Annotated in this window: 13 protein-coding genes; 4 read left to right on the top strand and 9 right to left on the bottom strand. The window is 71.0% G+C overall.

Translation table 11 applies throughout. The annotated features are described in order from the left end of the window. Positions 1 to 145 precede the first annotated feature (145 nt). A complete protein-coding gene (locus ACIQBL_RS28890; protein WP_401946196.1) occupies positions 146 to 1363 on the top strand; it encodes a carbohydrate-binding protein in 1218 nt (405 codons plus the stop codon). A gap of 10 nt (positions 1364 to 1373) precedes the next feature. On the opposite strand, the gene ACIQBL_RS28885 is transcribed toward ACIQBL_RS28890, so the two are convergent. From ACIQBL_RS28885 to ACIQBL_RS28870, 4 genes are all read right to left on the bottom strand, one after another. Continuing rightward, positions 1374 to 3029, bottom strand: coding sequence for a carboxylesterase/lipase family protein (locus tag ACIQBL_RS28885; protein ID WP_401946194.1), 1656 nt, complete (start codon positions 3027 to 3029; stop codon positions 1374 to 1376). A gap of 132 nt (positions 3030 to 3161) precedes the next feature. Continuing rightward, entirely contained in the window at positions 3162 to 3905 is a 744-nt protein-coding gene (locus ACIQBL_RS28880; RefSeq protein ID WP_401946193.1) for a hypothetical protein, read from the bottom strand. A 109-nt stretch (positions 3906 to 4014) separates the two neighbouring features. After that, entirely contained in the window at positions 4015 to 5571 is a 1557-nt protein-coding gene (locus ACIQBL_RS28875) for a hypothetical protein (RefSeq protein ID WP_401946191.1), read from the bottom strand. Between the two features lie 123 nt (positions 5572 to 5694). Next, on the bottom strand, positions 5695 to 6546 hold the full coding sequence (locus ACIQBL_RS28870; protein WP_401946189.1) for a helix-turn-helix transcriptional regulator: 852 nt from the start codon (positions 6544 to 6546) through the stop codon (positions 5695 to 5697). Positions 6547 to 6633: 87 nt separating this feature from the next. Here ACIQBL_RS28870 and ACIQBL_RS28865 point away from each other — a divergent pair, with 87 nt between their 5' ends. Beyond that, positions 6634 to 7419 (top strand): SDR family NAD(P)-dependent oxidoreductase, encoded by a 786-nt coding sequence (locus tag ACIQBL_RS28865; protein WP_401946188.1) that lies wholly within the window; start codon positions 6634 to 6636, stop codon positions 7417 to 7419. 12 nt (positions 7420 to 7431) lie between these two features. Here the strand turns inward: ACIQBL_RS28865 and ACIQBL_RS28860 are convergent, their stop codons facing one another. Together ACIQBL_RS28860 and ACIQBL_RS28855 are read right to left on the bottom strand one after the other, a co-directional pair. Then, the gene (locus ACIQBL_RS28860; protein WP_401946186.1) at positions 7432 to 8484 is read right to left on the bottom strand and encodes a YbhN family protein; all 1053 of its coding nucleotides are present in this window, start codon (positions 8482 to 8484) and stop codon (positions 7432 to 7434) included. 264 nt (positions 8485 to 8748) lie between these two features. Then, complete coding sequence (locus ACIQBL_RS28855; protein ID WP_401946184.1) at positions 8749 to 10359, bottom strand: MFS transporter; 1611 nt, start codon at positions 10357 to 10359, stop codon at positions 8749 to 8751. A 109-nt stretch (positions 10360 to 10468) separates the two neighbouring features. On the opposite strand from ACIQBL_RS28855, the gene ACIQBL_RS28850 reads away from it, so the two are divergent. Beyond that, the gene (locus tag ACIQBL_RS28850) at positions 10469 to 11101 is read left to right on the top strand and encodes a TetR/AcrR family transcriptional regulator (protein WP_401946182.1); all 633 of its coding nucleotides are present in this window, start codon (positions 10469 to 10471) and stop codon (positions 11099 to 11101) included. Between the two features lie 151 nt (positions 11102 to 11252). Continuing rightward, positions 11253 to 11966 (top strand): DUF2993 domain-containing protein, encoded by a 714-nt coding sequence (locus ACIQBL_RS28845; RefSeq protein WP_401946180.1) that lies wholly within the window; start codon positions 11253 to 11255, stop codon positions 11964 to 11966. Between the two features lie 3 nt (positions 11967 to 11969). On the opposite strand, the gene ACIQBL_RS28840 is transcribed toward ACIQBL_RS28845, so the two are convergent. The 3 genes from ACIQBL_RS28840 to ACIQBL_RS28830 form a co-directional block, all read right to left on the bottom strand. Next, complete coding sequence (locus ACIQBL_RS28840; protein WP_401946179.1) at positions 11970 to 12638, bottom strand: TetR family transcriptional regulator; 669 nt, start codon at positions 12636 to 12638, stop codon at positions 11970 to 11972. Between the two features lie 25 nt (positions 12639 to 12663). After that, positions 12664 to 13221: an O-methyltransferase gene (locus tag ACIQBL_RS28835; protein ID WP_401946177.1), complete on the bottom strand. Its 558-nt coding sequence runs from the start codon at positions 13219 to 13221 to the stop codon at positions 12664 to 12666. Between the two features lie 108 nt (positions 13222 to 13329). Next, complete coding sequence (locus ACIQBL_RS28830; RefSeq protein ID WP_401946176.1) at positions 13330 to 13908, bottom strand: hypothetical protein; 579 nt, start codon at positions 13906 to 13908, stop codon at positions 13330 to 13332. Positions 13909 to 14046: the final 138 nt, after the last annotated feature.

The raw sequence follows: 14046 nt of genomic DNA, 5'->3' as shown, positions 1-14046 counted from the left end.
TGTCGCGCGACGCGCTCCACAGGGCCGACGGTAAAGAAATCGTATGGTCTAGTCCAAAGTGAGCCTTGGTCCAGTCCAATCCATTGACGTGGTCGCGACACCGCCAGAAGCTGGGAGCCTCCCCCACTCCCACCGGAGGCACAACGTGACACGTCTTCGCGCATGTCTCGGCGCGGCAGCCACCGTGACGCTCGCCGCCGCGGGCACGACCGCGCTGGTCGCCACCAGCGCCCAGGGCGCGACCAGCGCCGCCACCGCGCTGAGCAACCGCTGGTACGCCGCGGCCCCCTATCTGATGCCGACGGACAACAACCCGCCGGACGCGGGCACCATCATGGACGCCACCGGCCTCAAGGCCTTCCAGCTCGCCTTCGTCCTCGCCCCCAACGGCGGTGGCTGCACCCCCACTTGGGGCGGCACCTCACCGGTCTCCTCGGACACCGCCGTCCAGTCGGTCATCAACACCATCCGCGCCAAGGGCGGCGACGTCTCCGTCTCCATCGGCGGCTACGGCGGCACCAAGCTCGGCCAGGTCTGCGCCGACCCGGCGTCGACCGCGGCGGCGTACCAGCAGGTCATCACCAAGTACGGCCTGCACGCGATCGACTTCGACCTGGAGGAGCCGGAGTACGAGAACACCGCGGCCGTCCACAACGAGATCGGCGCGGCCAAGATCCTCCAGCAGAACAACGCGGGCCTCTACGTCTCGGTGACGACCGCCGGTACGGCGGACGGCACCGGCTGGTTCGGCAAGCAGATGCTGCTGGAGGCCAAGTCGCAGGCGTTCACGCCGAACAACTTCTCCATCATGCCGTTCGACGGCGGCTTCAGCGGCGCCGCCTCGCAGACCAGCGCACTCACCAACTTCAACTCCCTCCTCCAGTCCACGTTCGGCTGGGACCAGGCGACCGCGTACGCCCACGAGGGCTTCTCGGGGATGAACGGGCGCAGCGACACCGGCGAGTACTTCACCCAGGCCGACTTCCAGACGGTCCTGAACTACGCCACCGGCCACAACATGGACCGCTTCACGTTCTGGTCCCTCAACCGCGACCGGCAGTGCAGCCCGGTCGACAACGGCGGTACCACGTCCGGGACTTGCTCAAGCGTCGCGCAGAACGCGTGGGACTTCGCGAAGTACTCGGTGCAGTTCGCGGGCGTCACCCCGCCGACCTCGACGCCCACACCGACCCCCACTCCCACGCCCACGACGTGCAAGACGGCGTGGAGTTCCACGGCCGTCTACACGCAGGGCAACGAGGTGTCGTACGGCAACCACAACTGGGTGGCCAAGTGGTGGACCCAGAACGAGGTGCCCGGTGCCTCCCAGTGGGGCCCCTGGCAGGACGAGGGCGCCTGCTGATCCGGCGGGATCAATAGGAGGTGGGTTGCGACGTCAAGTAGGCCTTGAGGAAGGCGTACTTGGCGTCGCTGTCCGCCGCCGGGAGCGTGGCGAAACGGTCGCCGAGTTCCATCGTCTGCGGGGTGCCGGTGTCCAGAGCGGGCCAGGTGGTCAGGCTGCCGCCGTTGGGGTTGCCGGTGGCCGCGAAGTTCGCCACGTACGAGGCGGTGGTGTCGGCGATGTCGTAGTCGCGCCCCGTCCACGGCCGGTCGGTGTTGTAGAGGAAGCCCAGCAGGTAGTAGACGTCGGCGCCGTCGAAGGCACCCGAACTGCCGGTCCCGACAACGGGATTGGTGGCGTCGTGGCCCGGCGGGACCCGGGTCCAGAAGTAGGTGTGGACCGGGCCGCGGTTGCCGGCGGTGTCCTCGAACTGGCCGCCCCACAGGAAGGTCGACACGCGTGCCTCGTCCCGCGCGTAGGCGTTGTACTGCGTGACCGCCTCGGCGTCGGTGGTCGCCGGGTAGAGGCCGAGGTAGGTGTCCGTCAGCCCGACCGGCCCGAACCGGCTCTCGGCGTACGCCTGGTACTCGGCCAGTGTGGGTGAAGCACTGTTCCCGTCCCGGCAGTTGCCGGTGAGGACCGGTACGTCGAGCTCCGCCCCGGACTCCATGGCCGCGGTGTACGTACTCGGCAGGACATAGCCGTCGAGGACGTCTCCGAAGTCCGTGGCGTCGGCCGGCGCGTCGTCGGCATAGGTCTTCGCGACGATCTCGTCGGCGGACAGCCCCCGCAGATCGGCGAGGGACGAGGCGCCCAAGTAGGCGGCGAAAGCGGTGCCGTTGGCCTCGGCGGCTGCCAATGTACGATATTTGCAGGGCGGTTGGCCGAGTGCCGGGTCCTTGGTGTAGCGCGTGCCGGACGGCAGCAGGGCGCGGTGGAACAGGCCGCGGGCCGACTGCGAGGCCATCAGGATGTCGACGAGGTTGGCGCCGTTCTGCCAGCCGCCGAGCGTCACCCGGTCCGGGTCGCCGCCGAACGCGGCGATGTTCCGCGCCACCCACTCCAGGGCCGCCACGACGTCCAGGGCGCCCCAGTTGCCGGAGGCGGAGTGCCCGGACTCGGCGCTCAGGTCGGGGTGAGCGAGGTCGGCGAAGGGGCCGACGCGGTGGTTGACGCTCACGAACACGACGCCCTTGTTCGCCAGCAGTGCCCCGTTGTACATCTCCTGCCCGGCCCACACGGCGCTGTCCCAGCCGCCCGGAAGCCAGACGAGGACCGGTCTGCTCTCGCCCGAAGTGGCCGCGCCGGTCCAGATGTTGAGGTTGAGGCAGTCCTCGCTCAGCTCGGGCACCTGGTCGCTCGGGATGCCCGTGACGGGCTGGGGGCAGGCCGGTCCCCAGCTGTCCGCCTCTCGGATGCCGTCCCAGGACGGGGCCGGCTGGGGCACCCGCCAGCGGTTGTCGCCGGCGGTGGTGTCCGCGTAGGGGATGCCCTTGTAGACGACGACGCCTTTCAACCCGCCCTGGGCACCCGTCACTTGGCCGGACTCCGTGGTGACGGGGTCGTCGGCGCTCCGGCTGGTGCGTCGGTCGGCGGCCGACGCGACACCGGAGTTCAGGCCGACGGCGAGCACGGTGGCGGCGGTACCGGTGAGAAAGGCGCGGCGACGGAGGTCTCGCGAGTCCACAGGGGCTCCCTGTCGAGTGGGGGGACGGGTGAGTCGCCCCATGCTCAGCCGGTCACCGGAGCGCGGCAAGCGGAACGGCGGGACTGACAGACTCGACAGTTTCGACAGCTGTTCGACAGCCCAACTCCCGTGCTAGCGAAGGATGTTGACCGCTCGCGCGACGACCAGGACGACGATCGACACGGAGACCGAGGACTGGCCCATCATCAGCATCTTGGCCCAGCGGGAGAGCGGCATCACGTCGGTCGGACTGAAGGCGGTGGAGTTGGTGAAGGACAGGTACAGGTAGTCCAGGAACGCCGGTTCCCAGTCCGGTGGCGCGGTCTCCGGGCTCTGCATCTGGACGAAGAGGAAGTCGGCGTACTGGTGGTTGCCCATGACCCGTGCCAGGGGCCCGCCGCGGTCCCACTCCCAGTACCAGAGGGCGAACACGATGATGTTCGTCAGCCAGATGCCCCCGCCGGTCAGCAGCAGCGGCCCGGCGTCCAGCCCCTCGGTGCCCCTGACCAGGCCCACCACCAGCCGGGCCGCCGCCCAGCTGTTGGCCAGGCTGATCACGCCCGTCAGGACGAGACTCGGCCAGCGCAGCCACCGCGTGCCGGGCTCGATCCGCCGGGGATTGGCGACGAACAGACCGACCATCAGGGCGAGTTCCAGGACCGGCAGCAGCCAGTACGGCTGAAAGGCGAGCCGGTGCGGCAGCATCAGCTGGAGTGCGACCGCCACCAGGATGACGGCCGACACCGCCCACCGCGTCTCGCCACGCGTCACCTGCCGCCACGCGGGCACCACATCGTGCCCGCTGTCCTCCAGCAGCCGCTCGATCCTGGCCAAGCGGCTCTCGGAGTCGCCCCTACCGTCCGTACCGTCCGTCATGGCACCGATTGTCGCCGGTCCGGGGGCGATCCGGTGACGCGCCCCACCCTGGAGGCCCTCGGATGTTCCGGCCGGTCGCGGTTGCCCGCCACGGGCCGACCAAGGCGGCTCAGCCGGTGCCGAAGCTGGTCGTGCTGTAGGCGCACTCCGTGTAGATGTAGCCCGACCTGAGCTTGGCGGTGTCGGAGGCGGGGGTGGCGCTGGAGCTGTCGGGGCGGTGCACGAAATACGTGGTTCCGGTCGGCAGACTGATCGTCTTCTGCGGGTAGTTCTTGCCGGAGCTGCACGGCTTGAACCCCCTCAACAGGGTGGTGGTGAAGGAGTACGTCGTGCAGCTTCCGCAGCCCTTGAGCGTGAAGCTTCCGGTCACCGGTCCGGTGTAGAGGACCGTGATGTCGTCCGGGCTGTCGTTCTTGACGGTGACGGAGATGCTGCCGCCGGACGCGGTCGTCGGCAGCCTCTTGCCCGCGGCGGGGACTGTCTGGGCCACCTCGGCGGCGATCGCGATCTTCTTGGCCCGGGCGCGGTTCTTGTCGTGCGTGTTCTTCTTCACGAAGTCGTTCATCGTGGTGAGCGCCGAGTCGAAGTCGCCGTCCCTGTACTGCGAGACACCGCACTGGTAGGCACCGGCGTCGGCCTGGCCGCCGGCCCGCTGGGCGTCCGCGGTGAGTGCGCTCGCCACGTCCGTCTGTCCGCCCTGGAGGCTCCCGATCTGGGTGGAGAGACTCCGCAACTGCTCGACCGCCGCGCACGGTTGACTGCCGCGCACGCCCTGTACCGCCCTGCTCACCGCGGACTTGACGGCCGGTTCGACCTGACCCGCCTGGGACGACTGCGGGAACGTGGCCAGCAGATCCGCGAAGTTTGTCGGCCAGTCCGGGCCCTGGGCGGCCAGCCCGGTCGACGCGCACTCGTACAGGGAGGTGGCCAGCCGATCGTCCGGCCAGGTGGTCAGCGAGCCCAACTGCTTCTTGCCGATGGTGCCGGGAACGGTCCGCAGATACTTCAACGGGGGTATCGCGTCACAGTAGTTCTTCTGCGTGTAGGCACCGGCGACCGTCGTGTAGAACGTCTTCAGCCGGTCCGGCACCCGGTCGGCCGCCCGCGAACCGGAGTGCGCGGTGCTGAGGTCGTCGTACGCGACCAGCGCCTGGCGGTAGTGGGGTTCGGCCGCGGAGAACGGCAACCTCCCGGAGTCCGCGACGAGTTGGTCGGCCTTCTCCAGCCGGTCGAGGAGCATCTGCTGGGTCGCCTCGTCACGCGCGTTGTCGTACAGCACGACTCCCCCGGCCGGTACGGCGAGCAGCACCAGGCCCAGCAGGACCGCGAGAGGCAGCGGCGCGGGCCAGGCGAGTCGGGTGCGCAGGCCCACCGACGCGCCGTGGACGGCGGCGAACACGAGGAACACGACGTACAGGGTGACGAGGACACCGGAGACGCCGTCCGGGTCGGCGGGCAGGGCGACCAGCAGCAGGACGACGGTCGCGACCCAGCACAGCGCCATCAGCAGCCGGCGGCGCACCAGAGCGTAACCGAGCCCGAGACCACTGAGGTTGAGGAGGCCGACCGCGACGGATCTCAGTCGGTCCGGCGGAGCGGGCGGTGGGGACGCCGGCATCGGTGGCACGACGAACCCCTGGACAGAGCCGTACTGGTCCTCGGACATGATGCTCCCCCCGGTCAACTGCTCCCCCGTTACCGCGACTTGTCAGTGTACGGTCGGGTTCGCCACGGCGACAGTGGGAACGTCACGGCACCTCCCCTCGCCCGCGCGGAGAGCGCGCCCTGATCAGGGGGCGATGTCCATGCGCTGGGTGCCGATGACCGACAGCAGCCGCAGGGCGCCCTCGGACGGTGAGCCGGGGACGGTGGTGTAGATGACGACCCGCTGGTCCCGGTCGGTGATGTCGAGGACGTCGCAGTTGACGGTGACCGGGCCGACCAGCGGGTGCTGGAAGGTCTTGCGGAAGGTGGGCGCGGCGGCCACGTCGTGGGAGTTCCACAACTCGGTGAACTCCTCGCTCCCGGCCAGGAGTTCGGCCACCAGCTCGATCAGTTCCGGGGCGTCGGGGTAGCGGGCCGCGGCGGCGCGCAGGTCCTGGGCAGCGCGGCGCCCGAACTCGTCCGCGTCCGAGACCCCGTACAGCCGTCGCCCCTCCGGGTGCGGCCCGAGGAACACCCGGCGCAGCAGGTTGCGGTCGCGTCGCGGCACGGCCGAGAAGTCCTCCATGAGGGCGGCGGCCAGGTCGTTCCAGGCGATCACCTCGTGCGTCGCGGAGACCACGATCGCGGCGGCCTGCGGCAGCCGGTGCACCAGGTCCAGGATGCTCTGCCGCACCTCCCGCGAGGGCCCGGGCGGCGGCCCCGGCGGAACGCCCGCCAGGTGGTGGAGGTGGTCGCGCTCGGCGTCCGCCAGCCGCAGGGCACGGGCGAGCCCGGCCAGTACCTCGCGCGACGGGTGCGGGCCGCGGGCCTGCTCCAGCCGGGTGTAGTACTCGGTCGAGATGAACGCCAGCTGCGCCACCTCCTCGCGGCGCAGTCCCGGAGTACGGCGGCGCGGTCCCGCCGGCAGCCCCACCTCGGCGGGGGTGATCCGCTCACGCCTGCTGCGCAGGAAGTCGCCCAGTTCTCGTCGATCCACACCCCCAGTGTGTACGGGAGCCGGCCGCTCCAGCCAGGTACCGCCGGTGCCTGGATGAGCCCCGCGGACCGGCGCAGGCTTGCTGCCATGAACAACACACCCACTTCTCCCTCCCTCGGCCTGCTGGCCGGCAAGGTCGCGTTCGTCACCGGAGCCGGGCGCGGAATCGGCGCGGCGGCGGCACGGCTGTTCGCCCGCGAAGGCGCCGTCGTGCTGCTCGCGGCCCGCACGGAAGCCCAGCTGAAGACGGTCACCGAAGAGATCCGGGAGGCCGGCGGCACCGCGGACCACGTCGTGTGCGACCTGGCCGACGCGGCCGGCGTGCGCGCGGCCGTCGACCGCACCGTCGACCTGTACGGCCGCCTCGACGTGGCCTTCAACAACGGCGCGGCGATCCAACGCCCCGGCCCGATGGACGAGTTGCCGGAGAGCGACTTCGACCACCTCTACGACGTGAACCTCAAGGGCGTCTGGGTCGCCATGGTCGCCCAGATCGCCGCCATCCGGGCCACCGCCGGAACCGGCGCCATCGTCAACAACTCGTCCGTCGGCAGCCTCATGGGCAACCCCGAACTGCCCGCCTACGGCGCGATGAAGCGGGCGGTCAACAGCCTCACGGAGTCGGCCGCCGTCACTTACGGCCCGGAGGGCATCCGCGTCAACGCCATCGCCCCCGGCAACACCCTCACCGAGATGATCCGCACTTGGGAAGCGGACTCCCCCGGTCTCCAGGAGCGGCTCACGGCGCACACCCCGCTGCGCCGCGCGGCCGACCCCGACGAGATCGCCCAGGCGGCGGCCTGGCTGCTCAGCGACCGCGCCTCCTTCGTGACCGGCACGGTCCTGCGGGTCGACGGCGGCGCGCGGACCTGAGCGTATGCCGCGCTAGACAGCGGGCTCCCGGCGGTTGTGGCGGCGGATGACCAGCCACGTTATCCAGCCGACGCCGATGATGAACCCGAAGCTGATGATCCGGTAGAGCACGACCGTCGCGATCGCGGTACTGGTCGCGACACCGCCCGTGACCAGCCCGAGGATCAGCGCGCTGTCGATAAGGCCGAGGCCGCCCGGGATGATCGTGAGCGTCCCGGCGGCCATGCCCGCGCAGAAGGCGAGCAGCAGTTGGGCGCTGCTGATCTGCGTGTCGCTGATGGCGTGGAAGCACAGCCACAGACACCCCGCGTCGAGCAGCCAGTTCAGCACGGCGAACACAGCCGCCGCGACGGCGTGCCGGGGTTCGAGCCGGGCGGTGCGGAGTTGCTCGACGAAGCCCCGGATGCGGTCGAGGCCCTGGGTCTCGGGAAGGTGCCGCAGCCGGTTGACCCGGGCCAGCGCGGCGCGGGTGGCCGGTTCGACCTTCTCGGGGTGCCGGGTGATGCGCCGGATGCCGACGGTGAGCAGCAGCACGGCCAGGCCGAGGGTGACGAGGCTGTGCCACTGCAGACTGCCGTCGGAGGCGATCGCGGAGATCGCGGTGACGACGGCCAGGGCCGCCGCCGAGAGCATGCCGGACAGCGCGATGCACCAGGAGGCGACGGCGGGTGTGGCCCCGAAGCGGCGCATCTGCTGGTAGTTGAAGTGGGTGGAGAAGGCAGGACCGCCGGGCAGGGTGACGCTCAGCGAGTGGGCGGCGTAGGCCAGGGCGACATGCCGTTGGATCGGCACGACCACCCCGGCCGAGCGCAGCAGCCGTCGCTGCATGCGCGCGTAGCAGCCCATGGCGGCCACCTCGGCGACGAGCGCGACGGCGAACCAGTTCAGCCGGGGTGCGCGCAACTGCGACAGCGCCGCCGCCAACGACGGCCATCCCAGGACCAGTTCGGTGGTGAACAGCGCGAGCAGGACCGTGATCACCACCGGCCGCAGCCAGCGTCGGGGGTGACGCGGCGTCGCGTCGGCCGGTTCGGGTGTGGTGGCGGTGGTGTCCGGAGCGTGCACAGGCAGGACCGTCGATTTCGTGAAGTGAGCTTCAACCGTCCGAGATTCCGGCACCGCTCGACGCGGGGACGGTGTTCTCCGAGCGGACGAGGGAGCGGGCGCCGAGGCGGAACCGCACCAGTTTATCCACGATGGTCCGACCGACCGGAGTGTGCCCCCGGATGCTGATGTCCTGGTGGGTGCCGGGCTCCCGGGTCGCCTCGCCGACGACGACGGGTTGTTCGTCCGGCGCGTCCCCGACGCGGGAGGCGTGGGAGCGGGGTTCTAGACGGAGTCGGCGTGCTCCTTGTCCCGGCTGGTCTCGGTCGCCTTCGGCTCGGGCTCCTCGGTGGAGCGGCGGCCGGGCAGGACGGCGAGGACGATCAGTGTGCCGGCGGCCATGATGATCCCGCCGACGAGGCTGGTCTGCGCGACACCGTGCGCGAAGGCCTCGTGGACGGCGTCGACCAGTGCCTGTGCCTGCCGCGGTCCGGCGGAGGGCGTCTTCGCGATCTGCTGGGCGACCGCCAGGCCGCCGCCGACGGAGTCCTTGGCGGTGTCCAGCGCGGCGGCGGGGAGGTGTCCGCCGACCAGGTCGGTCAGCTTGTCCTTGTAGGTGGCGCCCAGCAGCGAGCCGAGGATGGCGATACCGAGGGAGCCACCCAGTTCGAGTGCGGTGTCGTTGGCGCCGCCGCCGACGCCCAGCTCGTTCTCCGGGAAGGAGCTCATGATCGTGTCCGTGGCCGGGGACACGCTCAGCCCGATCGCGAAGCCCAGCAGCATCATCGTCGGCAGGAAGTCGCCGTAGGTGGAGGCCTTGTCGACCTGGGTGAGCAGGAAGACGCCCACGGTGCCGATCACCATGCCGGCCACGACCATCGGCTTCCTCCCGAGCTTGGGGGTCAGCCGCCCGGTGACCGCGGCGCCGAGGAACACGGCACCGGCCAGCGGCAGCAGTCGTACGCCGGTCTCCAGCGCGTCGTAGCCGAGGACGAACTGCAGGAACTGCGTGGCGTAGTAGATCGAGCCGAAGGTGCCGAAGAAGAAGAACAGCACGGCCGTCATCGAGCCGCTGAAGGAGCGCTCGGCGAACTTGCGGACGTCGAGCATGGGGTGCGGGTGGCGCAGCTCCCAGGCCACGAAGGCGGGAAAGCCCACGGCGGCGACGACGGCAGCGGTGACCGGACCCGCGCCCCAGCCGAAGTGCGGGCCCTCGATGATCGCGTAGACCAGGCTGCCGACGGAGACGATCGAGAGCAGACCGCCCACGTAGTCGATGCGGCCCATCTTCTCGGCCTTGGACGGCGGTACGAGGACCAGGGCGCCGACCACCGCGACGAGGGCGATGGGGACGTTGATCAGGAATGTGGATCCCCAGGCGTGGTCCTTCAGGAGCCGGCCCGCGACCAGCGGGCCGACGGCGATGGCGAGGCCCGAGGTCGCGGTCCAGGCCGTGATGGCCCGCGCCCGCTCACGCTTCGGGAAGATCGCGACCAGCAGGGACAGCGTCGCCGGCATGACCACCGCCGCGCCCACCCCCATGACCGCGCGGGCCGCGATGACCAGCCCGGTCTCGTGCACCAGGCTGCCCATGACCGATCCGCCGGCGAAGATCACCAGGCCGGTGACGAGCGCGCCACGACGGCTGTACTTGTCGCCGATCGAGCCGAGCACGAGCATCAGCGCGGCGTACGGGACGGTGTAGCCGTCGATGACCCACTGCAGATCACTGCTGCTCAGGCCCAGGTCCGTGGTCATGTCCGGGGCGGCCACGATCAGCGAGGTGTTCGCCATGACCACGATCAGCAGGCTCAGACAGAGCACGATCAGGGCGGGCCGGCGCCGGGCGTACGGCCCGGCCGTCCTGTCGACGGGTGTGGTGACGACGAGCGGCATCGGAGGCTCCTAGCGGGGACATTAATTGCTCACTGATGTGCAGGCTATTTTATTGCCCATCGATGTGCAACTATGCCGCAACGGATCAGCCCCTCCCGGAGGTGTCGAGGTGACCAGCCGCAGCAGCATCAAGGCGCACGTCACCCACGCCCGCATCCTGGAGGCGGCCCGGCGGGAACTGGGCCGCGACCCCGACAGCAGCCTCGGCGACATCGCGGAGGCCGCGGGCGTGGCGCGTCACACCATCTACGGGCACTTCGCCGGCCGGGCCGCCGTCGTCGACGACCTCGTGGCGGACGCCGGGGAGGCGGTACGGCGGGCGAGCGCGGCCGTCGCCCGCGCGCCGACGCAGGATCCCGTGACCGCTCTGGCCCGCTTCGTCCTCACCCTGTGGCCGGTCGGCGACCGCTACCGCACGCTCATCACCCTCGCCCACCGCGACCTGGGCCCCGACCGGGTCGGCAGGCTGCTCGGCCCGGCCCGTGACACGGTCGCCGGAATCCTCACCCGCGGCCGGCACCAGGGCGTGTTCCACACCGTCGTACCGCCGTACCCGCTCGGCAGAGCCCTGGAGGCACACCTGCTGGCGCTGCTGGACAGCGTCGACTCCGGCCTCTGGACCGACGACGGCACGGCCGCCGCCACCGCGGCCCTGATCACCGCGGGCGTCAGCAGCGACCTCGCGACCGCCACGGTCCAGCACCTGCGCGTCGACACCGGGCAGCCCCAGTCATCCCGTTGAGGAGAGACCCATGCAGCAACACCCGTACGGATAGAGCGACTTCGGCGACTTCGATGCCGACGCCGCATACCCGCACGACGAGCCCTACGACTCGCCCCCGCCCCGGCGGAACCGGCAACCGGTCGCCGTAGCCGTCGGCGCGCTGCTCGCGTTGGTCCTCGTTCCGGTCGTCGTCGACCGTGTCGCGACGGCCCAGGTGGAGTCGCGTACGGCCAAGGCGTTCCAGGAGGGCATGCACACTCCCTCGGTACCGGAGGTCCATGTGCGAGGCTTCCCCGTGCTGACCCAGCTGGCCTCCGGGACCCTGCGGCGCGTGGACATCACCGCGCACGACATACCGGCGAGCGACCTCACCGGTCCGCTGCCGGTGAGTGAACTCTCCCTGCGGCCGGCCGGGGTGAGGAGGTCCGACGACGACACGAAGGCCCTGGCCCGCTCGGCGGACGCGACGGCCCTGCTGACCTGCACGCACGTGTCCGACGCCCTGGGCCTTGAGATCTCCCGGGGTGCCCGTCCCGACCAGGTCCGCGCGACCGTCCTCCTGCCGCCCGGCGACGACGTCACCGTGGCGGCGAACGTGTCGGTGCTGTCCGGCAACCGCATCGCCTTCAAGAACCTCCAGGTCACGGGCGGTCTGCTGCCCGAGGTCGGGCGAGTGGCGCTCAGCAGGGTCTTCGAGCGGCCGATCCAGTTGCGGAACATCCCGCACGGCCTGCGACTGCGTTCGGTCACCACGACCGAACACGGCCTCGGCGCCCGGCTGTCGGGCGAGTCGGTCACCTTCCGGTCCGACGAAGCCCCGCGGAACGACTCGGTGCGCAGCGAGGTGGCGCGGGGCAACTCGCCGTACGGGAACGCCGTTTGAGGCTCAGTCCTCCGCTGCGGCCCGCGCGGACCTCTCGGCCTCCGCCGGTGCGACCTCGTCCACCACGACACGGGCCTGCTTCTCCGGTACACCGGCCGCGATGAGCGAGGCGACCGCCGCGTGGGTCCCGTCGTCCTCCAGCTCCCCGGAGTTGACCTCTTCGAGCAGGGCGATCGTCATGCCTTCCAGACCGGCGCTCAGCACGGCCGGCGGCAGTTGTGTGTGGAAGACGCCGTCGCGCTGTCCTCGGTCCAGGATGGCGGTGGCGGCGCGGCGGGCCGGTGCCAGGATCTCGGTCACGCGCTCCTGTCCCAGGTCACGGCGGGCCAGTGCCAGGAGGAGCCGGTAGCGGTCTCCTACGGTCCACATCGACAGCACGAAGCGCGCGAACGACCGGTCGGCCGACTCCGTCCCCGATTCCGGCGGCGCCGGGTCGGCGGGCAGCGCGCCCCGCAGGGCCTCCGACGCTTCCTCGGCCAGCGCCTCCAGCAGGGCCTCCCGGCCGGGGAAGTGTCCGAACAGGGTGCGTCGCACCACGCCGGACGCGCGGGCGAGTTCCTCCAGGGTGATGTCCGGGTTCCGGCCGAGTTCCCGGCGGGCCGTGGCCAGGATGCGTTCCCGGTTGGAGCGCGCGTTGCGTCGCTGGGGGACACGGGCCAGGGGCTTGGTCACGGACAACCTCGGTGAAGTGCGGGGGCTACGGAGCCGGGGCGAGCGGTGTGTCCAGTTTGGCACGGGCCCTCTGCCCCACGGCATCGCGGCGTCGCAGACGGCAGCTGATCTCCATGCCGTCCTCGACCGGGAAGGTGACGCTCTGGTAGCCGTTGACGGGGTCGCGGACATGGTCCAGGTACGGCTGGAGGCTGTCGAGGTCGACGTCGTCGGCCACCACGAGGGTTCCCGGCGCGAGGCGCGGCTCCAGCAGGCGCAGTACGGGCAGGCACAGGTCCTTCCAGCCGTCGAGGAGGACGCAGTCGGCGCCGCCGTCGAGGTCGGCGAGGGTGTCGAGGGCGTCGCCCGCCAGCACGGTGATCAGATCGTCCAGGCCGGCCTCCGCCAAGGCGTGCCCGGCTGCCGCGATCTTGTCCTTGCTCAACTCCGTGGTGATCACCCGGCCCGTGCCGTTGTCGCGGACTGCGGCGGCCAGATGCAGGGTGGAGATGCCGAAGGACATACCGAACTCGACGACGGTGGCCGGGCGGGTGGCGCGGACCAGGCTGTAGAGCAGCCGGCCACCCTCGGCGGAGATCGGCATGTAAACCTCGGCCAGCGCGTCGGCCCGCTGCTGGGGCGCGCACGGGATCCCGCAGCAGCTCGCACGACATGCCGGAATCGGCGCTCGCCGCCCGATGTCCGTCAGGGCTCAGTAATAGGCGCGAAGGTAGCGATCGAGACGGGACCGGGCCTTGTGCACGCTCAGCCCGAGCGCCTTGCCGAGGGCCTCCTCCGACACGTCGTCGGCCTGCGCCCCGTACGCGGCCTCCTTGCCGACCCGGGCCGCCATGCGCTCCAGCATGGCCACCGCCTTGAGCGCGGCCACCGGCGCCGTCTCCGCGAGCGCGCCGAGGCGTTCCTCCAACTGCTCCATCAGATCGGAGAGTTCCTCCGGCAACGGCACCGTACGGCGCTCGACCGCGAGGATGTGCTCCCACCAGTCGTCGTACGCGTCGGACGTGTCCAGGTCGTCCAGGTCGTGGTCCTCCACCTGGCTCCAGTCGATGGAATGACCGTCCCCGCGCCAACCGCACGCGCAGGAGGCCCGCCAGGCCGCCGCCTTCGGCCGGCCCAACCAGCCGTTGTAGGCCCACCACTCACGTGTCTCGAAGCCACAACTTCCGCTGCCCACGTCCAGATACACCGGTTTCGGCTCACTGCCGTCGGCGAGGACCGCCCCGACGATGCCCTCGTGGGACTCCCCGAACTCCTCACTCTTCCACGCCACAACTCCCCCTTCCGACAACCCCGCGACGGCCGGGGGGGCCCCCCCGGGGGGGGGGCGGCCCCCGGGCGGCGGGGGGGCCGCACCGGCCAACCGGGGGGGGGGGTTGACCCCCCACGCCCGCGTGGTGGGGGGGGAACG

This window comes from Streptomyces sp. NPDC088350 (genome assembly GCF_044753545.1).
Taxonomy (GTDB): Bacteria; Actinomycetota; Actinomycetes; order Streptomycetales; family Streptomycetaceae; genus Streptomyces.
This window is presented reverse-complemented; position numbering and strand designations above follow the sequence as displayed.